This window comes from Pseudomonas sivasensis, assembly GCF_021391435.1.
Taxonomy (GTDB): Bacteria; Pseudomonadota; Gammaproteobacteria; order Pseudomonadales; family Pseudomonadaceae; genus Aquipseudomonas; species Aquipseudomonas sivasensis.
Genome location: NZ_CP090029.1, coordinates 2962888 through 2986484 on the forward strand (window position 1 = coordinate 2962888; position 23597 = coordinate 2986484).

A 23597-nucleotide genomic window follows, 5' to 3' on the forward strand; every position below is an offset into this window, starting at 1 on the left:
TATAGCCGTCGTTGGGTAAGTTGGGGAGGGCGAGTTTCGGCCCTCCAAATCTCAGACAAAGAAAAGCCCGCGATGGGGGGTAGCGGGCTTAAAGGGTTTCACTAGGAGCTGGGATAACCATAGGCGCCCTACTGTGAAAAGTTCGTGAATGCTCGTGCTCAGTACGAGGTAGCGATTGCCTGTGCCAACTGCCGGTCGGTCATTAGAGGCGGCAGGTATGTCGTGTGATAAAAGCGAACTGCCTGTTCAAATTGGGCTCCGCGAATCTGACCTTCTGACCCAATGAATGCGAGCGCGTCAGCCTTAGCAGGCTTGAAGTTGTTCGATGCAAGCATGGTAAGCCCGGTGGTTCCCGCAACGGTGTAGGTTGGAGCCATTAGCACTGATAGCATCGAGTTGTTATAGGAGTCATCGGACCCCTCAAAGGCATGAGCGCTGATGGATACGACGAGGGCTGCAGCTACAAGCTTCCATGAGTACATTTTTGGTGCTTCCATTGCATTTAGAGTAGGGCGCCACACCACCAGATCGGGTTGCTGCGGGTAGCTCTAGGTCGACATCAGAACGAGGTCGCTATCGCCTGCGCCAGTTGCATGTCAGGCATATGAGGTGATTTGTAGGCCGAACGATAGTACCTGGACGCCTGCTCAAACTCAGCACCGCGAATCTCTCCGTCCGAACCGATGAATGCCAAAGCGTCGGTCTTGGCTGACTTGAAGATTTTTGGCGGATCGGTCGTGAGAGATGTGGTTAATCCAATTAAAATGGTTGGCGAGGAGATTGTGATAAATATCGCGGCAGCGATAGGGTTGACGTCGTCACCTGATACGGCCTGAGTGCTGACCGATGCCAGAAGGGCGATCGCCAATGTCTTCTATGAGTCCATTCTTCGATGCTTCCGTTGCGATCAGAGGGCGCCACGATAGCAGAGTAGGGGATCACCAGAAACATGAAGCCCGGCCTAGCGCCGGGCTTCGATGTAACAGCGTCAGAAACTAACGATGCTTGTTTTTGTGTTTATGCTTGTTGTTCCCTTTGTGCTTTTTGCCATCCGATCGATGATTGCTGTCGTCATCCGCCAGGTTGTTTCCTAGCGCGCCACCCGCTGCGCCGCCGAGACCTGCACCGATAGTCGAACCCGTTGTGCCGCCGAGGCGATTACCAATGAGAGAGCCGCCTGCCGAGCCGATACCGCCACCTAATGCTGCTTCAGCTCTGTTGCCTCTTTGAGCGCCGACAGCACTGCCGGCTGCACCACCTACGCCTGCACCTACCGCCGCACCCGTTGAGCCGCCGAGTTGCTGACCTACGATATTGCCAAGTGCACCACCAACGCCGCCTCCAAGAGCGGCTGTGCCATCTCCGGCAGCTAGTGCTCCTTGCGAAATGAGGGCGCCCAAAAATAGCGCGGGTAGTGTGATTTTCATTTTGTGAACCTCTATAGGTTGTCAGCAGGCGCTCACGGTTAAAGCACGCCTAGCATTAAGACTAGAGTGAAAGTTTGAAGTTCTCTAAGGGTACTGCCTACAGGCGAATGGTTGTAACAACATATGCCCACATGGATTCGGCTGAGGAGTTAGCCTTAAGCGGGTACTAGAGATTGGGTGTAGCAGAGGAGCCCTAGTGTCAATGGGCAGATACAAGAAGCCCGGCGATGGACCGGGCTTGTTGACTTTACTTGGGACGAGGAGAAACAGGTGGGCTTGAAAATTTACCCATGTCACGCGCATCCATCTCTGCTTGACTGCATCCCATGCGCTTGGCTCGTTCCCGGAGCGCCCAGTTTTCCCCGCCCCAATCTGCCGGTCTGCCTTGCAATTTAAGGACAAATTCGTGGCCTTTGATGACGTTGCTCGTTCCAGCACATTCCCAAACTCGCTGCGCGTCAGATGTTGGCATTGGGGCATCTAAAGTAGCCTTTGCGCCCTCGGATAGCGAGGGAGGCGTGTTGGCACAACCCGTAAGGGCAAGCGCGAACAGAATGAAGGTAAATCTCATCTAAATCCCTTTTTCATTTTCCTACGTGAACGTCAAACGAAGTCGCACATCAAGAGGGTGTTGGCCTACCCAGTTTCTCGACCATCGTGACATCTCATAAATACTGATAACTATTGTGCGCGGAGACGCTTCATTGACCATCTCACGGTTTCTTGAGGGGTAGGTGTGCCATCAGCCCAAATAGAGCTCCTCTTTATCTCCATTTCAAGATTGTCCTTTTTGAAGCTTCCCGCAAACTCATACGTGGCTGTGTACTGAGGAACACCTTCGCTGTTCGTGGCAATAAAACGCTCGAGGCCTTGCAACCTGTCGCCTTGGAGTTTGTATTGGACGGGAGTGTCAACGCCTGGATGGTCGTGGGTGTAGTAGGCCCACCGCCTCATCACTACTTCCTGTGACTCTTTAGTACGCCAATATATGAAGTTACTATCGTCTTTGAAATAAACATAAACATGAAATTGAGAGTCGGGGACTTCTTTCTCTGCATACCACAGCCTGTCCGCTACAGGAAAAACGGGAGCTCTGGCGCATCCTGAGAGAAGCAGGCCCACAAAGAAGGAGAGAATTATTTTTTCCATAAAGTCCATTTCCCGTTACGAGGCGGATCGCCTAAGCGTATTTAGTCCAGGCGAACATAGAAATGGTTCAGCGCTATCAGCTCAACCACCGCCACGATGGTGCAGAGCACAACGAAGCCAGGGCTGAAGACTCGCTTGCGACCTGATGAGCCCCAACAACTAGGACCCGCGTCGGAAATGAAAGGAAGCACCATGAGGAACGCCAACCAAGCCCAGACCCAAAACTTGCTCCAGAAGCGCTGCTCTCGCCATGCAGTCATTTGCGCTGTTCCGCAGCCCGACTTATTCGGCCGTCCTTCACCTCGTCAGCGTAACCCACCAACCTGTCCGCTTCTTCGTAAAGCGTACCCACCAGCCCCATCAGGGCTATGGCGTCGGCATCGCTGAGTTTTTCAGCGATCTTGCCTAGGTCGACACAGGACTGCTCAAGGTTGGAGGCTATCGCCTTAAGGTCGCGGCGCAGTAGTTGATTAGGTTTCGTGAGGGACATGGGGCCTCCTGGAACGCATCAGTAAAACTTCTGCAGCGCCTGCACTACCACGCCCACGATCCGGCAGCTCTCGTCTACCGCTTCGATTGGGTAGCTAGGGTTGAGTGGCTTCAGGAACAGCCGTCCGCCATCGCTGACCAGCTTCTTGAATGTCGCTTCATTGCTAGCTGGGAGCTTGGCCACCACCAGCTTACCTGGTGCTACTTCAGCCTCAGTGTCCACAAGGATCAGCGTGCCCTCGGTAATGCTCTGGCCGGCGGGAGCTGTCATCGAGTCACCTTTGACTGTCAGCCAGAACGCAGGGCCTTTGGAGTCGTACTCCGAAAACTCGTAGGTGTCCGAGATTCCCGCCGGGTACGGCTCCACTGCTTCCGCCCAAGCCCCGGCGGCAACCCAGCTCACTACCGGGTAGCGGAATGATTTGGTGGGCTGGGCGGCGGGGGAAATGTTTGATTCAGAAGCATCGCGCTCATCACCTTCGCCAATGGCCAGCCACTCAGCTCGGAAGCCAGTCGCTTTCGCCAGAGAATAAAGGTTCTCCGGCCTGAGGCTTTTGCTCTCACCGGTGATCCATTGAGTGACGGCCGAATTTGCAACGCCGCAAAGCGATGCAATTTCCCCTTTCTTTTTACCGCTGACCTGTATGGCGCGGGCGATGCGTTCGTGTCTTTCCATGGACTCAATATTAAGTTAACTGAATTTAAGCATGCAGTAGGGGAAAAACGCCGTTGATGCCATAAGTTAAGCATGCTTAAATTGCGACAGACTCGAACGAGGATGCGCAATGAATACGCATGAGGTCGCCGAATTCTTCGGCAGCAAGACGAAGTTGGCACTCGCTTTGGGCATCCGTCCAAGCGCAGTGACCATGTGGGGGGAAACGATCCCCGAATCCCGGCAGTACCAGATCCAAGTCCTTTCCAAGGGCAAGTTCAAGGCGACAAAGAAAGACCAAGCCGCCTGACAGGCAAGCCCTGCTGCCCATGTAGCCAGTATCGGCCCATGCGGTCTGCGAGGTAAGAAACCTGATGTCGCTGGAGTTTTATCCAGTAGTTTTTGAAAAGGCGAAACGGGGAGTAGGGCGGGGAGGTTGGCGCTTCGGCGCTGAATTACAGCCACAAAAAAGCCGACGGTCGAGGTCGGCTAATTCGAAAACACGTTGTGAGGCCGATTATATGGAAACCCAGCCACATATCAATAGCTCTACCAATCTCGCGCCACGTTTTGCGCAATCTGAAAACGTGGCGCGCATTTGCTCGTATATCTTTTTTCCGGCGGTCTGACATGCAATACACCGTCACGATTAACCAGGTGAAGGCGCTGGAGTGGGGACTGAATTCTCAGCAGGCCCTGCTGTTCGCCTTCGTCTACGGCTGCCCGAGCTGGACCAAGCCAATCAAGACCGATGACGGGATCTTCTTCGCGCTCAGCAAGGCCAAGATCATTGAGGAACTGCCTCTTCTCACTGATAAGCCGGACACCGCTTACCGCATGCTGAAGGCTCTGGAAGAGGCCGGTTTGATTGAGCTTTCCAGCACTTCTAACATCACGCTTTTTCGTCTCACCGAGAAGGCCGTCGAGTGGAACCAAAAGCTTGATGGGTCGGAAAAATATCCGACCCCACCAAAAAACAAAGGTCGGAAAAATATCCGATCTACCTCGGATAAATCTCCGAGCAAGGTCGGAAAAAAATCCGAGCAAGGGTCGGATAAATCTCCGACAAATCAGGATACCAATCATCAGGGTACCAGTCAGGACACCAGTCAGGACTTGCAGGACGCCACCGGCAAGCCGGCTCAGTCCCGCGGCTTGGTGCTGGTGGTTGATCGTACCGACGCTCCACGGGTTGAGATTCCCGCCGACATGCCTGGCCCCAAAGACCAGACCTGCAAAACCTTCAAGGTCTGGGCGAATTACGCCATGGCATACCGCAAGCGCTACAGCACCTGGCCGGTTTGGAACGCAAAGGTTGGCGGCCAGCTCGGCCAACTGGTTGATCGCCTCGGCGCCGATGTCGCCCACCACGTTGCCGCCCACTTCCTGAAAACCAGCGACGCCGCTGTGCTGCGCAAGTGCCACAGCCTCAACGAACTGCTGGCCAACGCCGAGAGCTACCACACCCAGTGGGTGACCGGGCAGCGTGTCAACAGCACAACCGCCCGCCAGATGGAAAGGACTGAGGCAAACCTCTCCGCAGCCGAGCAGGCAGCCCAGATGGTTCTGGCCAAGCGCCAAGCAGGTGACCGCAATGAATACCTCTGAAATGAACGACCAGCAGGTCGCCGGGCTGGCCGCCGCCATCTGCGCAACGGCCGAGGCCATGGGCCAAGAAATGAACCCAGGCACTGCGGCGATTATGGCCGAAGACCTCTGCGCCTACCCTGTGCCCATCGTGAAGGCGGCGTTGAAGGCGTGCCGCTTCGAAGTGAAGGGCAAGCTGGCGATGGCTGACATCCTGCAGCGTGTCCAGACCTCCGACGGCCGCCCTGGGAAGGATGAGGCCTGGGCCATCGCCATGACCACCAACGATGAATTTGAAACCGTGGTGCTGACCGACGAGATCCAGCTGGCACTTGCTGCTGCGAAACCCATCTTGGATGGCGGCGACAAAATCGGCGCGCGCATGGCGTTCATCGACGCCTACCAGCGGTTTGTGAGCCAAGCCCGCGAGGACGCGAAGCCGGTCAACTGGCATGTGTCCGTAGGCTTCGACGCCAACCGCCGTATCCAGGCTGTGACCAAGGCGATGGAGCTGAAACGCATTCCTCGTGAGCACGGCCAGAAGTACCTGGCAGACCTTAGCTCCGAGCCCATTACCGAGGGCGGACGTGCTATCGCCGGTCTGCTCACTGGCAACGTCACCCGGCCAGAAGATCCGGCGATTCGCCAGAAGCTGGAGCTGGTGAAGAACTCGATGATGGAAATGCGGAAGGCCAGCGCCGAACGAAAAACCGAAATGCGGATTGAAGCGGCCAATGAGTTGGCGGATCGCCGGGCGCTACTGATCAAGCAGGCCCAGGAACTGGAAACGAAGAGGGCGGCGCAATGACCGACAAGATCAGCGTCAACTGCCAGGCCAAGCTCACCGAGGCCATCACATGCTTGACCACCATGTACCGCGACAAGAAGTTTGTGGTGGTCTCCCTGCGTCCGGGCAAAGACCGCACCCTCGACCAGAACCGGTTGTGGTTCGGGATGTACAAGCGAATCGCCGAAATGACCCAGATCGGCGACGCAGCGGACGCCCGACGCTACTGCAAGCTGCACTTTGGCGTGCAGATCCTGCTGAATGAGGACGCTGGGTTCCAGGCCGAGTGGTACCGGGTGATGCGTCTTCTGCCATACGAAACGAAGCTTGCCATGATGGGCGAGTGCCACTTGTTCGGCCCTGACGGCTTCCCGGTGACCAGCCTGTTCAATCGCGCCCAGGGCATCACTTACACCGACCGCATTGCAGTCTACTTCACGGGCCAAGGTGTGGTTTTCACTGATCTGCTCAGCAAGGAGGCTGCATGATCGCCAAGCAACCAAAACCGAAGAATTGCAAGAACCCAGCATGCGGCATCAGCTTTCCGCCGCAGCGCTTGGGCCAGTCCGTATGTAGCCCGAAGTGCGGCCTCGCCATCAAGGACGTAAACCAGGCGAAGGCGCGCAAGTCGCTGGCCCAGGTCGAGCGCCGCGAGATCAAGGTGCGTAAGGAGAATCTGAAGAGCAGGGCGGATCACCTGCGCGAAGCCCAGGCGGCGGTCAACGAATACGTGCGCCTGCGTGATGCGCACCTGCCCTGCATCAGCTGCGACTCCACGCCAAACGACAACGACCTCATGACTGGCAGCCGGTGGGATGCCGGGCACTACCGATCAGTCGGCGCCTGTCCAGAGCTGCGCTTCGAGCCACTGAACATCCATCGCCAGTGTGTGAAGTGCAACCGCAATCTGTCCGGCAATGCCGTGGAGTACCGCATTCGTCTGGTGCAGCGCATCGGTGCCGAAAAGGTGGCCTGGCTGGAGGGTTTGCACCCAGCCTGCAAGTACACGATCGAAGAGATCAAGGCCATCAAGACCGAATATCGAGCGAAGACCAGAAAGCTAAAGGAGAAGGCCGCATGACCTATCGCAACGTTGTTTCAGCAGTAGTTCGAGCCCTCGCGGCCGAAACCATTACTTCCGCCGGCGGCTGCGACTTTGAGCCCAAGGTGCAGTGCGCCAAGCAGAAGGGGGAGATCATCGGAAAGGAAGCGGCGTTTCTCCAGGACTGCTGGGTATTCGGTCGCCTGCACAAGGCATTGACTCCGGCGCACTGGCGGGCACTGGTGGCGAAGTACTCTACCCACGAGGAGCGAAAGCACGGCGCGATACTGGAGCTGCTGAACTCTGTGAAGACGCCGGCGCCGAAGCGCTTCAGGGAGTGCGCCGTGCTGACCTGGGCTATTCCGCAGGTTGCCGGTGCCGAGGGCAAGCGCTCCGCCGCAGTGCTGCCGGCAGCCTGGTACGACATCACCAACTGGGATAACGATGGGAAGCCAGAATCAACTCGGTACCGGTGGCGCTCAGGTATCCGCAAGACGCTGGATGACCAAGTGAACGAGGCGCTCACTGCCGCTCAGGAGCTGCTCGACTCAGAGGGCTTAATCGAAAGTTGTGCGGCGTAGTAAATAGCCATTGCAACGAATGAGAAAATGAGAGAGTATTTATCCATCCTATCGATCTTGCGCGTTAGGGGTTTACACTTCAAAGCCCGGCTTATATGTCGGGCTTTTTATTGCGCTCAGTTTGTGCAGGGTCGAAAATAGAGCTTCCGACTATAAACTGGGAGAGCGTCATGGTTTTGCGTGGCATGGCACAGATGCATGTCGACGACTTGGCGGAACGGTTCAAGAAGTTGGTTGTAGGGCAGGCTGGCAACGCGGATATTCAGTTTGCGTGGGTTGTTTTTTATCAGGGCCGAATGTTCGGGGCTTATTCAACGGCCGAGCTTGCGCTGGAGAAAATAACTGACATTGAGCACTGCATTAGCATCGACGAGGCCCCGGTCCCTCAAACCTCAATTAACTAAAGTTTTTACTAAGCCTCGCCTACAGCGGGGCTTTTTGCTTTCCACCGTTCGTCCAGTGCTTGGCAAGCGCTGTGACATGCCGAATACCATGTTTATGCGCGGTTGTTTCGAGCGTTTGAACGGAGAGACAGCATGGACATTAATAAGAGTGCCCCAGGCAATATTTCGCAGCAGGAAGTGACGCGCGGCACGGACAACGAAGCGGGTTACGACCCTCGTCGTGGCGAGCGCGAGATCCTGCCGCCTCAGAATGAGGATCCCTCCCTCGAAGAGGATATGTCGGACGTTGACGCTGCCGATTCAGTGGCGAGCGAACATCCCGATAACTGACAAGTTTCATGTCAACGAGCCCGGCCATCGCGTCGGGTTTTTTATTGCCCCATGGAAGGGCGATTCAGCAAAAGGAATTTGCAGATGTTGAAAGAATTCAGATGCGGTAACTGCAATAGACTTCTCGCCCGCACGGGTGGGTTTACAGAGCTCCAGATCAAATGTTCCCGATGTGGGACGCTGAATCATGTGAAGGCCGCGAGCCTCGAGCAATCGCCGATGAGCGCCATACGCCCAGTACAGAGGCCTGAACTTAAATCAGCTAAGTAACGGAGTTTAAAATGGAAAACGCAAATTCGGCGTCTCAAACCTTGCAAGATCTTTGGACCCAAGTGCAACCGGTGGATAACACCGGCATGCTTAGGCGCGTGGTTTTTGGGGACGGCAAGTTTTATGCGGCTGGTGGCAACGGTCTTCCCACAACCACTCAGCTTGTCAGCGGAGGCGCGACTGGTACAGCGTGGACCAAGCTTAAGGATGCCGTCACCTCTGATAGCGGAAAGGTCCTCAACGACCTGTACTGGAACGGTATTGGGGTAACGCTTCAAGCCCTTTCTCAATCCGGCAATGTGGTCTACGGCAGCACAGCACGCCCTGAAAGGGCTTGGACAGACCTTACGGCAACTGTTCGCGCGTCCGGAGACTTGCAAGGCATCGTGTATTATGAGCCAATTTCCGGCATTGACACGACCTGGATACTGGTTGGGTCTAACGGTAAAGTCTTTTCCCGTTATGGCGATTGGTCAGGCCAGGTGGAGCGCACTACGACCTTCACTTCTAGCGAGACTGTGTACTGCGTCAACGTCATTGGCGTTTTTGTGTTGATTGCGGGATCGAATGGGAAGCTGCTTAGCGCTGTGAAGATGGCGACGGAGAATTCGCAATCATTCGCGCCCAGAACCAGCACCTTCGGCACTAGCACCATCCTTTCCATGAAGCTTTGCAACGGGAAAATGTTTATCGTTGGTGCGGATGGCAAGATGGCATATTCATCCGATGGGCTTACCTGGACTGCTGTTGCAGATACCAGTTTCGGTGGAACCATCATCCGCGACATTGCTTACGGTAATGGCAAGTATGTAGCTGTCGGCGACGGCGGCAAGACAGTCGTTTCCGAGGATGGGATCGGCTGGGTTCAGCAAGCCAACACTTTCGCAGGAACCGATATCCGGAGCGTCGCCTACGGCAACGGCAATTTTGTAGCTGTTGGTGCAGGCGGCAAGATTGCTTACTGGACTCCATGATCTTCTATCTCCTTGCGTAATAGAGCCCAGCCGTCGCGCTGGGCTTTTTCATTTCTGATTCAGGATCGCCACAGCCAGGGTGGCCCTTCGGGGGATGCCTGGACGCGGATAAGCCGGTAGTGCAGCGCTGCGGACAAACACCGGCAGCCCGCGCATCCTGACCTCACTGTGCTTCCAAGGTGGCGCGAGACAATAACGGCGCGATCGATGCATTGGGCGTCGACGCCGGGAGCGTCTTTGGCTGACTGCGGGAAAGACCGCGCACCTATTCAGGGCCTCGACATTCATCGGGGCCTTTTCGTTTTCGGCTCCACCGCACCCATTGCTCCGAGCTGGGAGTGCTGCTGGGGCTGATTCAAATCTGCAGGTCATGGCCTGTCATATTCATAACTCCCTGACGGGGAGGAACCGAGATGTCCAACATGCCAGACAAACCAGACACATGGGCGATTGCGCTTGCGTGGTTGAGCCAGCATTCGGCAATCCTCTATGCGGCTGCGCTGTCCTGCGCCATGGCTGTTCTGCGTATCACCTACGGTGGTGGTACACGACGCCAGATGCTGGTGGAGGGCGCTATTTGTGGCGGCCTCACCTTGACCATCATCAGCGGCCTGGACTTCTTCGGCCTGCCCCAAAGCATGGCCACCTTCGCAGGTGGATGGGTAGGCTTCCTGGGTGTGGAGAAGATCCGGTCAATTGCTGACCGCGTGACTGACTTCAAGCTGCCAGGTCGCAAGGTCGATTAATCCGCGACACGTTTTCGAATGCGCCAAATCGTGGCGCGAGGTTTAGCAAATGAGCAACGTCAGCCGGCTGCGACACGTGCTACCAATGAGCCCGGACATCAACGCTGCGGTCGGCGCTCTCGACAAGGCTATTGCCGATGCTGTGGATGCTGCCAAGGCTGCCGGTTTGCCTCAGGGCCTGGTCGTCAGCCTGCTTCACGGGCACGCCCATGCACAGACACACCAAATGGTGACCGAATGACCGTCAAGGTACTGGAGTTCAAGCGGGAGGGCTGGCGAGACGCCGCTAAAACCCTGCGCAAGATCGCCGATGACCTCGATGCCGGGGAGCATCCCGAGTGCACGGTAGGCGCGCTGACGCTGATCGGCGCTAAGGGAGAGGTGACCGTGTTCGGTCTCGGCCCGAAGTGCGACGACCTGCAGTGCCTCGGCGCGATGCGCCTGGGTGAGCAGAAGCTGATTGATGTGCTGCTGGACATTGGGGAAGGGTAGGTGTGCCGCAGGTTAGTGCGGCACACCTCTGTAGCAGCGTCTGAAGTCAGAAGGGTTTTCGTTTCGAAACGATATCAAGGAGTTGTTCGATTGCCTCGGCATAAGTCGTGGCTTTAACCCCTTCATCTGTTGATCCACCCATAGTTCTTGGTCCGTGAGTGAAGTTGTTCAGGGTGGTATTGATTTCTCCCTCCGCACCCCCAGCGCCTGGAATGCGCCAAAGATCTGGGTTTCGGTTCCAGCGCGTCACGGTTTCGAAGAGCAAGGCGACAATATCGCCAGGGTTTTCAGGGGTGAATTTGCCATTTTCGGTAAGCTTGAGCAGCTCAATTTCAGGCAGCTTTTCCGAGTAACGCGCCTGTGCGACGCTGCGGACCACCCTTAGCTTGGCTTTGACTTCTGTCTCCTTATCCACTTGCCGGATTACAAACTGAGGCTCTAATGCAGTTGTGAGTTCAATGGCGTAATCGATAACACTTCTTGTCATTTTGAAGCTCCTTTGGTTGAGATTCATAACTGGTGGCTTTGCGGCATCATTTCAAGGTGGGCTTATGCATAGACCGATGCCGCCGACTGACCTGCTCGAATCGCCATTCCTGATCCTCGCGCCCGCTCCCGAAGTGTGGGAGTGGATACAGCGCGAGGTCCTGGCCGAGGCCGGTAGCATTCACAACCCCGACCATTCCCACCTCATCGATTCCAGTATCGGTGTGCTGTGGGCATCATCTGCCTTCAGCAAGAAGGGTCGTTCAGTACTGGGGCAGGCCGAGCAACTGGTGATCCGCGCAGGTGGGTGGCAGAAGGCGCGCCAGGAACAACAGATGCGTGACTGGTTCGGCGACGAGCCTGAGTTCCTCATCACCTTGGCTGCTGACTACTGCGCCCAGTGCAGCGACCTTGAGTTCTGCGCCCTGATCGAACACGAGCTGTATCACCTGGCTCATGCGACCGACAAGTACGGTCAACCAGCATTCACCCAAGATGGCGCACCGAAGATCAAGCTGCAGGGCCACGACGTCGAAGAGTTCGTCGGTGTCGTCCGCCGCTACGGTGCAAGCCCTGACGTTCAAGCGTTGGTGGATGCTGCAAACAGTCCTGCTGAGGTGGGGAAATTGAACATTGCGAGGGCCTGCGGAACCTGTCTGCTCAAGTTGGCCTGATGTAAGACAGGCGTGAGACGGAATCTAACTTATGGCAGCCCTGAAAAATGAGGTGAAGAGCTTCATCGTTCAGGCTTTGGCGTGCTTCGACACCCCAAGCCAGGTCTCACAAGCGGTGAAGCAAGAATTTGATGTAGATGTAACCCGCCAGCAGGTTGAGCAGCACGACCCGACAAAGCGCGCCGGCTCCCATCTGGCGCTCAAGTGGCAGACCCTCTTTCACGACACCCGTAAGCGGTTCCGCGAAGAGACAGCTGACATCCCGATCGCCAACCGCGCCTTCCGCCTTCGTGCCATGAACCGCTTCGTGGAGAGGGCCGAGTCGATGAAGAACATTGGTCTGGCTATGCAGATCCTGGAGCAGGCCGCGAAAGAAACCGGCGACATCTACGTCAATCGAGCGCGGAAGGAGGAGGCGGGCGACGAGCCGGTAATTCCGACTCGGATTCAGGTCGACGTGGTTGATGCGAGGAAACCGAATGCCGAGCCTTAACGTTCCGCAGGCTCAGTTCCTCACGCTGCCCCACAAGTTTCGTGCTTTCGTTGCTGGGTTCGGCTCGGGGAAAACATGGGTGGGCTGCTCGGCACTCAGCAAGCACTTCATGGAGTGGCCCGGCGTCAACGCTGGGTACTTCGCGCCGACCTACCCGCAGATCCGGGACATCTTCTATCCGACCATGGATGAAGTGGCCTATGACTGGGGGTTGAAGACCAAAATCAACCAGGCGAACCACGAGGTTCACATCTACAGCGGCCGGCAGTGCCGCGGCACTGTGATTTGCAGGTCTATGGAGAAGCCTCAGACCATCGTTGGCTTCAAGATCGGTCACGCTCTGGTGGATGAGCTGGACGTGCTGACGGCCATCAAGGCACAGCAGGCCTGGCGCAAGATCATCGCCCGGATGCGCTACAACCTGCCCGGACTGAAGAACGGGGTGGACGTCACCACAACGCCGGAAGGCTTTAAGTTCGTCTTTCTGCAGTTCGTGAAGCAGCTCCGCGACAAGCCGTCGCTCAAGGAGATGTACGGCCTGGTGCAGGCCAGCACCTTCGACAACGAGCTCAATCTGCCGGATGACTACATCGCCTCCCTGATGGAGTCGTATCCGCCGCAGCTGATCATGGCGTACCTCAAAGGCCAGTTCGTCAACCTGACGTCCGGCACGATCTACACGGCCTACGACCGCAAGCTCAACGGGTGCTTCGACACCGTGCAGCCCGGTGAGCCACTGTTCATCGGGATGGACTTCAACGTAGGCAAGATGGCGGCGATCACCCACGTCAAACGTGACCAGGGGCTGCCCAGGGCAGTAGATGAGCTGATCGATGGCTACGACACGCCCGACATGATCCGCCGGATCAAAGAACGCTACTGGCAGCACGACGGCAACGATTTCAAGAAGACCTGCGAAATCAGGATCTACCCGGACGCCTCGGGCGATTCGCGCAAGTCCGTGAACGCCAGCATCACCGACCTTGCCATGCTCAAACAGGCCGGGTTCGCGGTCATCGCTCCAGCTGCAAACCCGCCGGTGAAGGATCGAATTAACGCAATGAACGCCGTCTTCTGCAATGCGCAGGACGAGCGCCGCTACCTGATCAATTCGCTCACCTGTCCGACCTATGCCGATGGCCTGGAGCAACAGGTGTGGGGCGCGAACGGGGAGCCAGATAAAACCGCAGGCATCGATCACGCGAACGACGCCGGCGGCTACTTCATCCACCGCGAGTATCCGATCATCAAACCGGTCACCGCTATCAAAATGGGATACGCCCGATGAGCAATGACGTCTCCTTCAAGCGGGCGGAATACACTGCAGTGCTGGACCGCTGGGCGACCGTTCGTGACGTCTGCGCCGGCCAGCACCGGGTAGTCGATCGGCTGCCTTACATCAACGCGCACGACAAGTCGCCGGAGAACGTAGACCGGAACAGGGCTTACCGCGAGCGGGCGGTGTTCAAGAACGCCACCGGGCACACCCGAAACGGGCTGCTGGGTCTGGCCTTCCATAAAGATCCGACCCTCGCGGTACCGAAGAAGCTGGAATACCTGCAGGACAATGCAAACGGCTCCGGTGTCAGCATTTACCAGCACTCCCAAGGCACGCTGGAGAAGGTGCTTGAGGCTGGGCGCCACGGGTTGTACGTCGACTATCACCAAGACGACGGCATCGGCGGTCACTCTGTGATCCTTTCCTATTGCGCAGAAGACATCATCAACTGGCGCACGGGTATGGTGAACGGCCACAGCGTGCTGACGCTGGTGGTGCTGCGCGAGTCGCCGGAGATACCGGAAGGTTTTGGCTACAAGACAGCTGAGCAGTTCCGGGAACTGGCGCTGGAGGAAGACGGCTTTGTTTGCCGGGTTTGGCGCCGGTCCGGACCAAAGGGTGGCGGCCCACTAGAGGTCATCGAAGAATTTAGGCCTGAAGGTGTCACTGGGCGCTTCAAAGAAATCCCGTTCACCTTCGTCGGCGCACAGAACAACGACCCAAGCATCGACGAGTCGCCGCTGTACGACATCGCCATGATCAACCTGGGTCATTACCGGAACAGCGCCGACTACGAAGACAGCGTCTTCTGGTGTGGCCAGGCTCAGCCGTGGATCTCTGGTTTGGATGAGCAGTGGCGCGACTGGATGGAGAAGAACGGTGTTTATGTAGGCTCCCGGGCGCCGATGATGCTGCCAGCTGGCGGCCAGTTCGGTTACGCGCAGCCCTTACCCAATACGCTGGTCAAAGAGGCGATGGCCGATAAGAACCAGATGATGATTGAACTGGGCGCACGGATGGTTGTGGCGTCACTTGCCACCAAGACAGCTACCGAGTCACGCGGCGATCAGTCAGCATCTACATCGGTGCTCGCTGGTTGTGTGGCAAACGTCAGCGAGGCATACACGCGAGCCATCATGTGGTGCTGCGCCTACATGGGCGTTGCTGACAAGAAGGTCACCTACCAGGTGAATCAGGAGTTCGTCGAGCTCACGGCTGATCCGCAGATGATCACGGCTTTGGTTGGCTTGTGGCAGCAAGGCGGCTTCGCCAAGGCTGATCTGAGGGCCTACCTGCGTAAGCTGGGCTTGATCGCGCCAGAGCGAACAGACCTGCAAATCGATGGCGAGCTGGAAGAGCAGGGCGACGGCCTGGACCTGGACGACGAGGACAAACCAAATGGCGGTAGATCCGGCAGTACTTGATGCCACGATCCGGCACGCGGTCTTTCTCGAAAAGCTCAAGGCTGGGGAGGTCGGCAAGTTCGCTCCCTTTCTCAAGGAGATTGACCGCTCTATTCGCGACCGCCTCACCCAGTCGGACCTGACTGAGTACAGTGTCAAACGCCTCGAAGCGCTGCTGAAGGAAGTGGATAGTCTGCTGCTGGGCATCTTCGATCGCTACAGCGCGCAACTGAACCTCGACCTGGTAGATATCGCCAACTACGAGGCTGAGTTTGAGGCGACCAGCATTGCCAGATCGGCGCCGGTTGGTGTGTCGCTGGATGTAGTCGCGCCGACGGCCGCTGCAATCCGGACCGCAGTGCTGACGAACCCGCTCAGTGTGCGAGGTACCGGTGGCGGGAAGTTATTGAAGGCCTTCATCAAAGGCTGGACCAGCGCCGAGCGTGAGCGTGTCACCGGCACAATCCGGCAGGGGTTCTTCGAAGGGCAGACGAACTTTCAGGTCATCCGCAACATTCGCGGTACCAAGGCGGCAGGGTACAAAGACGGTATTCTCGCTACCACCAACCGCAACGCCAGCACGGTCGTGCACACCGCGATTCAGCATGTGTCGTCCCAGGCGCGCATGGAGGTCGCCAAGGCCAACACGGATATCGTGCAAGAGATCCAGATGGTGGCCACGCTGGACAGCAAGACCAGCCAGCAATGCCGCTCGATGGACAAGCGCAAGTTTCCGGTCAATTCCGGGCCACGGCCGCCATTCCACCCGAACTGCCGCACCACCTTCATTCTGTTGACCAAGCTCAGCGTGATGTTCGCCAAGGGCGCTACGCGTGCCTCGGTGGGTGCTGATGGCGGACAGCAGGTCAGTGCCGACCTCGATTACTACCACTGGCTCCAGCAGCAACCGGCATCGTTCCAGGACGTGGCTATTGGACCTGTACGGGCCAAGCTGTTCCGTGAGGGCGGATTGACCGTCGAACGCTTCGCCGAGCTGCAGCTTGATCGCAACTTCGCACCGCTAACTCTGGCGCAGATGAAGGGACTAGAGCCTTTAGCATTCGAAGCGGCAGGAATGTAATGTCAAGAGCTGACGCATTTCGATCTCTCGGCCTCAAGGGTTTTCATAAGTTCGAAATACAGTTTTGGCCAATGGCGAGCCGCGCTTTCTAATTTCTTATAAACACTTGCCTTTTCTTCGTCGGACACATTGAGGGTTTCACGCATTGCGTTGGATACCTCGAGGGTTTGTACGGAGATTTCTGGTGCATATACAGAAACCATAAATGCGTTTTTCATAAGGGTCTCAGCTCGCTCGTTCCAGCCAGCGTCGTCCCTCAAAGGGCTATAGGCGTAGGTTGTAATGCTTGCGATGCTTTTGAGAAATGCATCTCCTTTGGCTCGAAGAGTGTCCTCGTGCTTATCCACTCGCTGAACGCAATTCTGTATGCGGTTCTGATTGAGGGTGTCATTGCTCGCCATCAGTGTAATTGCGGAGCTACCAAGGGCTCCGATAAGCGCGATTACTGAAGTAACGACCGCTACCGTTATCGTTTCTGGTAGAGAAAAGAAACGACCTTTCCGCAAAAGAGGCTGGCCCATCGTCATCCTTATTCATATTGCCAAGTGGCTTCGGGCGGATATTCACAGCCCAAAACTTTGAACACAACCCGCTTCGGCGGGTTTTTTATTGCCTGCAAAGTGGGCCGACTCAACCCAAGGGGTGCATCAACGTGGCAGAAGAAAACGAAATCGACCTGGAAAACCCGGCAATCAAGGCCGCTATCGCGACTGCCGTTGAAGCATCCGTTTCGGGTTTGAAAACCAAGAACTCGGAGCTGTTGGGCAAGCTGAAGGAAACCTCTGGCAAGCTCACCCAGTTCGAAACTCAGTTTGAAGGCATCGACATTGATGCAGTGAAAGGCCTGCTCAGTCGTGCTGGCCAGGACGAAGAAACCAAGCTGCTGACCGAGGGCAAGGTCGACGAGGTCTTCAACCGCCGCACTGAGCGCCTTCGCGGTGACTACGACAAGCAGCTGAAGACCATCAGCGAGCGTGCCGAGAAAGCTGAGTCCTTCGCTGCCAAGTTCCAGGGCAAAGTCCTGGGCGACTCGGTACGTGGTGCTGCTTTGAAGGCGGGCGCGCTGCCCGAAGCAACCGACGACATCATCCTGCGCGCCAAAGGCGTGTTCACCCTTAACGAAGATGGCGATGCAGTCGCCGTCGATGAATCCGGCCAGGTCATCCTCGGTAAAGACGGCAAGACCCCTCTGACTCCGCTCGAATGGGCGGAATCTCTGCGCGAAAGCGCACCCCACCTGTGGCCCAGGGCTTCAGGGACATTTGCCCCGGGCGGGGGTGGCGGCAAGGCTGCATTCAAGCGCTCCGAAATGACCTCCGAGCAGAAGCGCGACTTCCAGCGCAAGCACGGCCAAACCGCATATCTGCAATTGCCCAAGTAAGGGGATTGACCCATGGCTACAACCGTAAATAGCGACCTGATCATCTACAACGATGAGGCGCAAACCGCATACCTGGAGCGTGTCCAGGACAACCTGGATGTGTTCAACGCATCGTCGAATGGCGCGATGGTGCTGGACAACGAACTGATCGAAGGCGATTTCCGCAAGCGTGCTCTCTACAAGCTGAACGGATCGCTTGAACACCGTGACGTCAACTCTGACGGAAAGGTTACCGCCAAGAAGATCAGCGCCGGCGAAGCTGTGGGCGTCAAGGCTCCATGGAAGTACGGTCCGTACCAGACCACCGAAGAGGCGTTCAAGCGCCGCGGTCGTCCGGTCGAGGAGTTCTCCCAGATCGTCGGCGCCGACGTTGCTGACGCGACCCTTGAAGGCTTCATCCAATACGCAACTGCTGGTCTGCGCGCGGCCATCGGCTCCAACGCTGACATGGTGGTTTCGGCCAACATCGAAACCGACGGCAAGAAGACGCTGACTCGCGGCATGCGCAAGTTCGGCGATAAGTTCGGTCGGATCGCACTGTGGGTCATGCACTCCAGCGCCTACTTCGACATCGTTGACGAAGCCATCACCAACAAGATCTACGAAGAAGCTGGTGTCGTGATCTACGGCGGCCTGCCTGGCACCCTGGGCAAGCCTGTACTTGTGACTGACACCGCACCGGCGGACGTGATCTTCGGTCTGCTGCCAAACGCCGTAACTATTACCGAATCCCAGGCCCCGGGCTTCCGTTCATACGAAGTGAACGACGAAGAGAACCTGAGCATCGGCTACCGCGCTGAAGGTACTGTGAACATCGATGTGCTGGGTTACAGCTGGAAAGCCACCACTGGCGGTTCCAACCCGACCCTGGCCGCGGTCGGTTCCGCTGCCAACTGGGTCAAGCACGCGGGCAGCAACAAGGTCACCGCTGGCGTGATGATCACGCTCACTGCAACGCCTCCGGTTACTGGCGGCTAAGCATCGAACTCAACGCGCGGTCAGCGATGGCCGCCTTGGAGAAACACATGGAACTGACTTACAGCAACCAGCTGAGCGGCTTCGACCCGGAGAAGCGTTACCGCAATCCGGAACACTTCGATAAGCCCGAAGCCGGCGTGACCAGCGTGCTGGTGATTGGCGATTGGCCAAGCGTGGTCGACGCATACGAAGCAGCCGGCATTGACGTGTCGGTGAAGGAAGCCAAGCGGGTGCAGATTGTTGGTGCGGGCAACCAGGCCGAACTGGAAAAGGTGATCGCGGCTTTGCGGGCTGATCATGGAACGATCGAGATCCTGATTGGTGGCCTTGAGGCTGGCGAAATCCACCGTCCAGAGGCTGGTGAACTGGCGTTGCGCCTGTTCGAAGTGCTGGGAACCATCCATGCCTCAGTAGGTGACCTGACTACTGAGCGTGACGGCCTTGCCTTGACTGTCGACGCACTGCACGGCGAGGTTGAAGCGCTGAAGAAGGCCGCCACCACACCGCCGGCGGATGAGGCCACTCAAATCGAGGCGCTGAAAGCCAAACTCGATGAAGCCAATGTCCAGTACCGGGCCAACGCTTCGAAAGAATCCCTGGAAAAGCTCGTCGCTGAGCTGCCCAAGGAGTAATACTGCTGGCTGTTGGTGATCCGGCGGCTAATCTTCAAACCATTCCAGCGAGTCAACGCATGACACTCATCATCGAGGACGGCACCGGCAAGCCTGACGCCGAAAGCTACGCGAGCGCCGAGGATCTGGCCATGTATGCCGTGAAGTTCGGCACGGTCATCCCCGCTGGTGTTCCCGAGCAGGAAGCGCTGCTGCGCCGGGCCGCCCTGGCGATGGATGGCATGACCTGGAAGGGGCGCAAGACCAGTAGCGAGCAGGGTCTATCCTGGCCGCGCCGGGAAGTGCTGCTGGATCATGAGATCAAGCCGAACAACTACCTGCCCGCGCGTATCCAATACGGCCAAATGGCCCTGGCTGCTGAGATTCATCAGGACGACATAGACCCGATCGACAAGCGCAAAGGCGCGGTAACGCTGGAGCGTGTCGAAGGCGCGGTGACTCGCGAGTACGCGACTATTCCGAACACCAGCGGCCGACTGCTGCCGGCGGCGCCTGATCGCCCGAGCGCTACGCAGTTTGCTGATTACCTTCTTAGGCGGGGCTTGTTTGCGGTACGTGCGTAGTGGTAGCTTTTTGCCTCGCTTATGGAGGAGTGACTTATGACTGCCAAGTTGTTTAATAGTGATACCGCCGCATGGGACAGATTTGCTGCTGCTGCGCTATCCGTAGTAGTCGACGGTAACGAATCGCCTGATCAAGCGGCGACAGCAGCTGCTCTTCTTGCAGACAAGCTCCTAGAGGAGCGTACGAAGCGGACGAAGGCGGCTTCAGACTACCTTTCAAGAAAAACCGAGTAAATCGAAGCCCAGCCATCGCGCTGGGTTTTTCATATCTGGAGCCACCATGGCCTTCTACGACGAAATAGCCGTGATGGCTCTGGAGATGATCACAGAGTTCGGCCAGCCTGTGACTATTAGCAAGACTGAGCCGGGAGAGTACGACCCGGAGACGGGCGGCGAAGCGCCAGGCGCAACCGTCAAGCAAATTGCCCAGGGCATTCTGCTCGACTTCACCGGCCAAGAATTCCAGAACAACAGCCTGATCAAACAGGGCGACAAGAAGCTCAAGATCGCCGCGAAGGGCTTGGCCTGGGTGCCTGGCCTGCTCGACAAGGTGGTCGCCCAAGGCCGCACCTGGTCTATCGTGCCTCCGCTGAAAGAGATCAACCCGGCCGGCACGCCCATCCTGTATGAGCTGCAGGTGCGCACATGACTAACAAGTACGCCAGCATGAACGGCAGCTTCGCCGAGAACATTCGCGACTTCGCCGAGCGAGCGAAGGGCGGCATAGATGCGACCATTCGCGAGATCGTCATCGAGATCGGCAGCAGCGTCATCCGCATGTCGCCGGTGGGCAACCCTGAGATCTGGGCGGCGAACGTCGCTCACCGTCAGGCGAACACCCGCGCAGCCGATGACTACGACTTCAAGGTCGCAGTGCGCAACACGATCATCAACCTCAACGAATCGAACTTCACCAAGGCAGGCAAGCTGCGGCGCGGCGTGAAATATGCCAAGCCCCTGACCAAGACCGAGCGCGACCAGAACTTCAACGTGAACGGGTTGGTCGCGGGCAGAGACTACGTCGGAGGGCGGTTTCGCGGGAACTGGCAGTTTTCCATCGGTACGCCGGCGGAGGGCACGCTTGACCAGGTCGACCCGGCTGGTGGAGTGACGATGGCCAAGCTGCGACTACAGGTCCAGGCACTTACGGCCGGCGAGACAGCCTACATCGTCAACAACCTCCCGTACGGCATCCCGCTGGAGTATGGGCATTCGACCCAGGCGCCTGGCGGGATGGTCCGGATTACTCTTGCCCGCTTCCAGCAGATCGTCGACGAAGCCACAAGGAACAACCAGGTATGAGCCACGCCATCATTTCGTCCATTTACGAGGCTAAGTTGCTTGCCTGGAGCAAGGTGCGGGCAGAGCCAATCAAGGTCGTGTTTGAGAATATCCAGTACGACCCTGCGGACGGCGAGACCTACCTTCGTGCGTTCGCGCTCCCAGGCGATACAGCCAGCAGTACGCTCGCCGGCGACCATCGAGCATTCATCGGCGTCTACCAGATCAGCATTGTGGTCCCGGCCGGCACCGGCAAGACCAAGACGAACCCGCTTGTGGTTGAGTTGGCTGGTCTGTTCCGGCTGTATGCCCGAGACACGAAGAGCGGCGTCACAGTGGTCACAATGTCGCCAGTGGAGCAGGGGCCTGGGATCACCGACGCAGCGACATACATGGTTCCGGTCTCTTTCGAGTATCGAGCCGATACCGGCTTATAGCTGGTTTGTTAGTGCCCACCGAGCCTCAATCCTCGGTATTGCCTATGTGGCTATAATCGGTTCCTTTTTCCAAGGACCGGCAGATGACAAGTTTGGAAGACCTAATAGACAGCCGAGACCCCGCGCTACCCCTCATTGAAAAAATGTTGGGAGCGGCTACTTTGAGCTATCAGTTACTCCCCCCGTCCACCGAGAGTGGCCGCGTTCTTTCTAGCCTACAAGTCACGACTAGATCGACGTTGGGGGCGATTGCCTACGAGACCGGTGGTCTACTCATCGACCATGGTTGGTTGCGCGTGCTCGGCTCCGGGCATCCCCAATTGTCCCGAAATCTTGTCGATTGGAACAACGGGCGTCCCGATGCTTATTTGCTGGTCGCCGACGATGCTGCTGGAGGGTTCTTTTCCATTAATGGTGGCGGTCTGGGCGATGATGTAGGAGCGATGTATTACTGGGCACCCGATACATTACGGTGGGAGCAGTTGGACATCGGTTATACCGACTTTCTTGGTTGGGCCTTAAGCGATCGGCTCGCTACTTTTTACGACGGCCTGCGCTGGGATGGCTGGCGTAGTGACCTGCAGGAACTGAGAGCAGATCAGTGCTTTTCATTCTTTCCGTTTCTCTGGACTCGGGAAGGCTCAATCGACGAAAGCAGCCGCACGCTGATCGATGTCGGTGAGCAGTTTGAGATAAACGTCGAGTTGGCTCGCAAACTCGACAAACCAGATTGAGGGGCAAACTGAGCTCCCTGCGTCCTTCACTCAACGAGTGCTACTCCTACATAGAACATTCAGCTTCTGGGATGTTGCCTTACGAAGAATAGCTAGTCAGCTGTATCGGCATCCTCCGCTCCTACGGTTTACCAATGAACCCGCCTCTGTGCGGGTTTTGTCATTTCTGAAAAGAGGAAACACCCATGGCCGGCATCCAAATGCCCAACGGCGCCACCTTCGAGATCGCAGCCACTTACGGCCCTGCGATCCCATTTACTGCTTTGACAAATGCCAATCCGGCCGTCGCTACTGCCGCAGCCCATGGCCTGGCCGAAGGCAATGTGATCGCTGTCAGCTCCGGCTGGACCCGCTTGGAAGGGCGAGGCGTACGCCTTGGCGAGATCGCCAGCGGCACTTTCGCGCTGGAAAACGTGAATACCGTCAACGTCCAGCAGTATCCGGCCGGCTCGGGTATTGGTTCGGTGCGGGAGGTGACCGGCTTCACCGAGATCTCGCAAATCACCGAGCTGAACTCTAGCGGCGGCGACCAGCAGTTTCTGACCTTTGGCTTCCTTGCCGACGACGATGATCGCCAGATGCCAACGACCAAGAACCCGATCACACTGACCATCACCGTCGCCGATGATCCTTCCAAGCCCTACGTGGAAGTCTGTGAAGCCGCCGACGACGACAAGCAAGCGCGCCTGCTCCGACTCAACCTTCCTGGCGGCAGCAGCATCATCTACAACGGGTACGTGTCGATCACCTCTACGCCGACCATGTCCCGCAACAACTTGATGACTCGTGTCATCAGCATCGCCCTGACTGGTCGCCCAACCCGCTACGCGGCCACGGTGTAATCCATGGCCAAGTTCAAATTGATCCAGAAGCCGACCTTCAAGGCGCTGGTGATGATTCAGCGCGCCGGCTACAACGCCGAAAAGGTGGAGTTCGAGTTTAAGTACTTGGACCGTACTGCGCTTGCCGAGCTGTACACCGGCTGGAACGAGCGGCACGACGAGTTGGGCAAGCAGGTCGGCGACATGGACCTCAAAGCTTTCACCGCTGCTCAGATCGCACTGCAAGCAGACCAGCTGCTGGATGTAGTGGTGGGCTGGGATATCGAAGAGGAATTCACGCCTGAAAACGTGCGCATCCTCGTCAACTCGATCAACTCGGCGCCCAAGGCGGTACTGAACGCGTACGCCGAAGCCTTCAGCGAAGCCCGCCTGGGAAACTCCTAAGCGCCTCCCGCGCGCT

38 protein-coding genes are annotated in these 23597 nt (G+C 57.3%); 29 read left to right on the forward strand and 9 right to left on the reverse strand.

Features of this window, described 5'->3' with window-relative positions; all coding sequences use genetic code 11:
- Positions 1-158 precede the first annotated feature (158 nt).
- The 7 genes from LRO94_RS13250 to LRO94_RS13280 all read right to left on the reverse strand — a co-directional run bounded on the left by LRO94_RS13250 (position 159) and on the right by LRO94_RS13280 (position 3741).
- Positions 159-497, reverse strand: a complete 339-nt coding sequence (locus LRO94_RS13250) for a DUF2388 domain-containing protein (RefSeq protein WP_326490175.1) — start codon at positions 495-497, stop codon at positions 159-161.
- Positions 498-559: 62 nt separating this feature from the next.
- Complete coding sequence (locus LRO94_RS13255) at positions 560-868, reverse strand: DUF2388 domain-containing protein (RefSeq protein WP_233897039.1); 309 nt, start codon at positions 866-868, stop codon at positions 560-562.
- Positions 869-995: 127 nt separating this feature from the next.
- On the reverse strand, positions 996-1427 hold the full coding sequence (locus LRO94_RS13260; RefSeq protein WP_179179096.1) for a hypothetical protein: 432 nt from the start codon (positions 1425-1427) through the stop codon (positions 996-998).
- Between the two features lie 681 nt (positions 1428-2108).
- Positions 2109-2576 (reverse strand): hypothetical protein, encoded by a 468-nt coding sequence (locus LRO94_RS13265; protein ID WP_179179095.1) that lies wholly within the window; start codon positions 2574-2576, stop codon positions 2109-2111.
- A gap of 41 nt (positions 2577-2617) precedes the next feature.
- Positions 2618-2836 (reverse strand): hypothetical protein, encoded by a 219-nt coding sequence (locus tag LRO94_RS13270; RefSeq protein WP_233897040.1) that lies wholly within the window; start codon positions 2834-2836, stop codon positions 2618-2620.
- The gene (locus LRO94_RS13275; protein ID WP_179179094.1) at positions 2833-3066 is read right to left on the reverse strand and encodes a hypothetical protein; all 234 of its coding nucleotides are present in this window, start codon (positions 3064-3066) and stop codon (positions 2833-2835) included. Before LRO94_RS13275 ends, LRO94_RS13270 begins: the two co-directional genes overlap by 4 nt.
- An 18-nt stretch (positions 3067-3084) precedes the next feature.
- On the reverse strand, positions 3085-3741 hold the full coding sequence (locus tag LRO94_RS13280) for a LexA family protein (protein WP_179179093.1): 657 nt from the start codon (positions 3739-3741) through the stop codon (positions 3085-3087).
- 109 nt (positions 3742-3850) lie between these two features.
- Between LRO94_RS13280 and LRO94_RS13285 the strand changes: the two genes are divergently transcribed.
- The 13 genes from LRO94_RS13285 to LRO94_RS13345 all read left to right on the forward strand — a co-directional run bounded on the left by LRO94_RS13285 (position 3851) and on the right by LRO94_RS13345 (position 10933).
- Entirely contained in the window at positions 3851-4030 is a 180-nt protein-coding gene (locus tag LRO94_RS13285) for a Cro/CI family transcriptional regulator (protein ID WP_017255748.1), read from the forward strand.
- Between the two features lie 320 nt (positions 4031-4350).
- Positions 4351-5328, forward strand: a complete 978-nt coding sequence (locus LRO94_RS13290; RefSeq protein ID WP_179179092.1) for an SIR2 family protein — start codon at positions 4351-4353, stop codon at positions 5326-5328.
- Positions 5315-6115 (forward strand): hypothetical protein, encoded by an 801-nt coding sequence (locus tag LRO94_RS13295; protein WP_179179091.1) that lies wholly within the window; start codon positions 5315-5317, stop codon positions 6113-6115. The genes LRO94_RS13290 and LRO94_RS13295 overlap by 14 nt, the downstream gene beginning before the upstream one ends.
- Positions 6112-6582: a hypothetical protein gene (locus tag LRO94_RS13300; protein WP_179179090.1), complete on the forward strand. Its 471-nt coding sequence runs from the start codon at positions 6112-6114 to the stop codon at positions 6580-6582. The genes LRO94_RS13295 and LRO94_RS13300 overlap by 4 nt, the downstream gene beginning before the upstream one ends.
- Positions 6579-7175 (forward strand): recombination protein NinG, encoded by a 597-nt coding sequence (locus LRO94_RS13305; protein WP_179179089.1) that lies wholly within the window; start codon positions 6579-6581, stop codon positions 7173-7175. The genes LRO94_RS13300 and LRO94_RS13305 overlap by 4 nt, the downstream gene beginning before the upstream one ends.
- A complete protein-coding gene (locus tag LRO94_RS13310) occupies positions 7172-7717 on the forward strand; it encodes a hypothetical protein (RefSeq protein ID WP_122763725.1) in 546 nt (181 codons plus the stop codon). The genes LRO94_RS13305 and LRO94_RS13310 overlap by 4 nt, the downstream gene beginning before the upstream one ends.
- A gap of 170 nt (positions 7718-7887) precedes the next feature.
- Entirely contained in the window at positions 7888-8121 is a 234-nt protein-coding gene (locus LRO94_RS13315; RefSeq protein ID WP_179179088.1) for a hypothetical protein, read from the forward strand.
- Positions 8122-8253: 132 nt separating this feature from the next.
- On the forward strand, positions 8254-8451 hold the full coding sequence (locus LRO94_RS13320) for a hypothetical protein (RefSeq protein ID WP_179179087.1): 198 nt from the start codon (positions 8254-8256) through the stop codon (positions 8449-8451).
- Between the two features lie 84 nt (positions 8452-8535).
- Complete coding sequence (locus LRO94_RS13325; protein ID WP_122763722.1) at positions 8536-8721, forward strand: zinc finger domain-containing protein; 186 nt, start codon at positions 8536-8538, stop codon at positions 8719-8721.
- Between the two features lie 11 nt (positions 8722-8732).
- Positions 8733-9695: a hypothetical protein gene (locus tag LRO94_RS13330; RefSeq protein WP_179179086.1), complete on the forward strand. Its 963-nt coding sequence runs from the start codon at positions 8733-8735 to the stop codon at positions 9693-9695.
- Between the two features lie 413 nt (positions 9696-10108).
- The gene (locus tag LRO94_RS13335; protein WP_179179085.1) at positions 10109-10441 is read left to right on the forward strand and encodes a phage holin, lambda family; all 333 of its coding nucleotides are present in this window, start codon (positions 10109-10111) and stop codon (positions 10439-10441) included.
- 49 nt (positions 10442-10490) lie between these two features.
- Positions 10491-10682: a hypothetical protein gene (locus tag LRO94_RS13340; RefSeq protein WP_032891197.1), complete on the forward strand. Its 192-nt coding sequence runs from the start codon at positions 10491-10493 to the stop codon at positions 10680-10682.
- Entirely contained in the window at positions 10679-10933 is a 255-nt protein-coding gene (locus LRO94_RS13345; protein ID WP_179179084.1) for a hypothetical protein, read from the forward strand. Before LRO94_RS13340 ends, LRO94_RS13345 begins: the two co-directional genes overlap by 4 nt.
- Positions 10934-10979: 46 nt before the next feature.
- On the opposite strand, the gene LRO94_RS13350 is transcribed toward LRO94_RS13345, so the two are convergent.
- Positions 10980-11420 carry a hypothetical protein gene (locus tag LRO94_RS13350; RefSeq protein ID WP_179179083.1) on the reverse strand — a complete coding sequence of 147 codons (441 nt, stop codon included), beginning with the start codon at positions 11418-11420 and terminating at the stop codon, positions 10980-10982.
- 64 nt (positions 11421-11484) lie between these two features.
- On the opposite strand from LRO94_RS13350, the gene LRO94_RS13355 reads away from it, so the two are divergent.
- Genes LRO94_RS13355 through LRO94_RS13375 form a run of 5 tightly spaced genes read left to right on the forward strand, consistent with a single transcriptional unit; the run spans position 11485 to position 16349 of the window.
- Positions 11485-12093 carry a putative metallopeptidase gene (locus tag LRO94_RS13355; protein ID WP_179179082.1) on the forward strand — a complete coding sequence of 203 codons (609 nt, stop codon included), beginning with the start codon at positions 11485-11487 and terminating at the stop codon, positions 12091-12093.
- A 31-nt stretch (positions 12094-12124) separates the two neighbouring features.
- Complete coding sequence (locus LRO94_RS13360; RefSeq protein WP_122681617.1) at positions 12125-12586, forward strand: DUF2280 domain-containing protein; 462 nt, start codon at positions 12125-12127, stop codon at positions 12584-12586.
- Positions 12573-13874, forward strand: coding sequence for a terminase large subunit domain-containing protein (locus tag LRO94_RS13365; protein ID WP_122757205.1), 1302 nt, complete (start codon positions 12573-12575; stop codon positions 13872-13874). The genes LRO94_RS13360 and LRO94_RS13365 overlap by 14 nt, the downstream gene beginning before the upstream one ends.
- On the forward strand, positions 13871-15289 hold the full coding sequence (locus tag LRO94_RS13370; protein WP_179179081.1) for a DUF4055 domain-containing protein: 1419 nt from the start codon (positions 13871-13873) through the stop codon (positions 15287-15289). The genes LRO94_RS13365 and LRO94_RS13370 overlap by 4 nt, the downstream gene beginning before the upstream one ends.
- Entirely contained in the window at positions 15264-16349 is a 1086-nt protein-coding gene (locus LRO94_RS13375) for a minor capsid protein (protein ID WP_179179080.1), read from the forward strand. Before LRO94_RS13370 ends, LRO94_RS13375 begins: the two co-directional genes overlap by 26 nt.
- A 2-nt stretch (positions 16350-16351) precedes the next feature.
- Here the strand turns inward: LRO94_RS13375 and LRO94_RS13380 are convergent, their stop codons facing one another.
- Positions 16352-16870 (reverse strand): hypothetical protein, encoded by a 519-nt coding sequence (locus LRO94_RS13380; protein ID WP_139238014.1) that lies wholly within the window; start codon positions 16868-16870, stop codon positions 16352-16354.
- 131 nt (positions 16871-17001) lie between these two features.
- On the opposite strand from LRO94_RS13380, the gene LRO94_RS13385 reads away from it, so the two are divergent.
- The 11 genes from LRO94_RS13385 (at position 17002) to LRO94_RS13435 (ending at position 23581) form a co-directional block, all read left to right on the forward strand.
- Positions 17002-17730: a hypothetical protein gene (locus LRO94_RS13385; RefSeq protein WP_093546469.1), complete on the forward strand. Its 729-nt coding sequence runs from the start codon at positions 17002-17004 to the stop codon at positions 17728-17730.
- Positions 17731-17742: 12 nt separating this feature from the next.
- Positions 17743-18708, forward strand: coding sequence for a major capsid protein (locus LRO94_RS13390; protein ID WP_042572010.1), 966 nt, complete (start codon positions 17743-17745; stop codon positions 18706-18708).
- A gap of 47 nt (positions 18709-18755) precedes the next feature.
- Positions 18756-19340 carry a BAR domain-containing protein gene (locus tag LRO94_RS13395; protein ID WP_179179079.1) on the forward strand — a complete coding sequence of 195 codons (585 nt, stop codon included), beginning with the start codon at positions 18756-18758 and terminating at the stop codon, positions 19338-19340.
- 59 nt (positions 19341-19399) lie between these two features.
- Positions 19400-19903, forward strand: a complete 504-nt coding sequence (locus LRO94_RS13400) for a DnaT-like ssDNA-binding protein (RefSeq protein WP_179179078.1) — start codon at positions 19400-19402, stop codon at positions 19901-19903.
- 36 nt (positions 19904-19939) lie between these two features.
- The gene (locus LRO94_RS13405; protein WP_179179077.1) at positions 19940-20137 is read left to right on the forward strand and encodes a hypothetical protein; all 198 of its coding nucleotides are present in this window, start codon (positions 19940-19942) and stop codon (positions 20135-20137) included.
- 46 nt (positions 20138-20183) lie between these two features.
- Positions 20184-20552 carry a hypothetical protein gene (locus tag LRO94_RS13410; RefSeq protein ID WP_179179076.1) on the forward strand — a complete coding sequence of 123 codons (369 nt, stop codon included), beginning with the start codon at positions 20184-20186 and terminating at the stop codon, positions 20550-20552.
- Positions 20549-21205: a hypothetical protein gene (locus tag LRO94_RS13415; protein WP_179179075.1), complete on the forward strand. Its 657-nt coding sequence runs from the start codon at positions 20549-20551 to the stop codon at positions 21203-21205. Before LRO94_RS13410 ends, LRO94_RS13415 begins: the two co-directional genes overlap by 4 nt.
- The gene (locus LRO94_RS13420) at positions 21202-21621 is read left to right on the forward strand and encodes a phage tail terminator-like protein (RefSeq protein WP_179179074.1); all 420 of its coding nucleotides are present in this window, start codon (positions 21202-21204) and stop codon (positions 21619-21621) included. The genes LRO94_RS13415 and LRO94_RS13420 overlap by 4 nt, the downstream gene beginning before the upstream one ends.
- A gap of 83 nt (positions 21622-21704) precedes the next feature.
- A complete protein-coding gene (locus LRO94_RS13425; protein WP_179179073.1) occupies positions 21705-22355 on the forward strand; it encodes a DUF2625 domain-containing protein in 651 nt (216 codons plus the stop codon).
- A 185-nt stretch (positions 22356-22540) separates the two neighbouring features.
- Complete coding sequence (locus tag LRO94_RS13430) at positions 22541-23197, forward strand: phage tail protein (RefSeq protein WP_179179072.1); 657 nt, start codon at positions 22541-22543, stop codon at positions 23195-23197.
- A gap of 3 nt (positions 23198-23200) precedes the next feature.
- Entirely contained in the window at positions 23201-23581 is a 381-nt protein-coding gene (locus LRO94_RS13435; protein WP_179179071.1) for a phage tail assembly chaperone, read from the forward strand.
- The last annotated feature ends 16 nt before the right edge of the window (positions 23582-23597 follow it).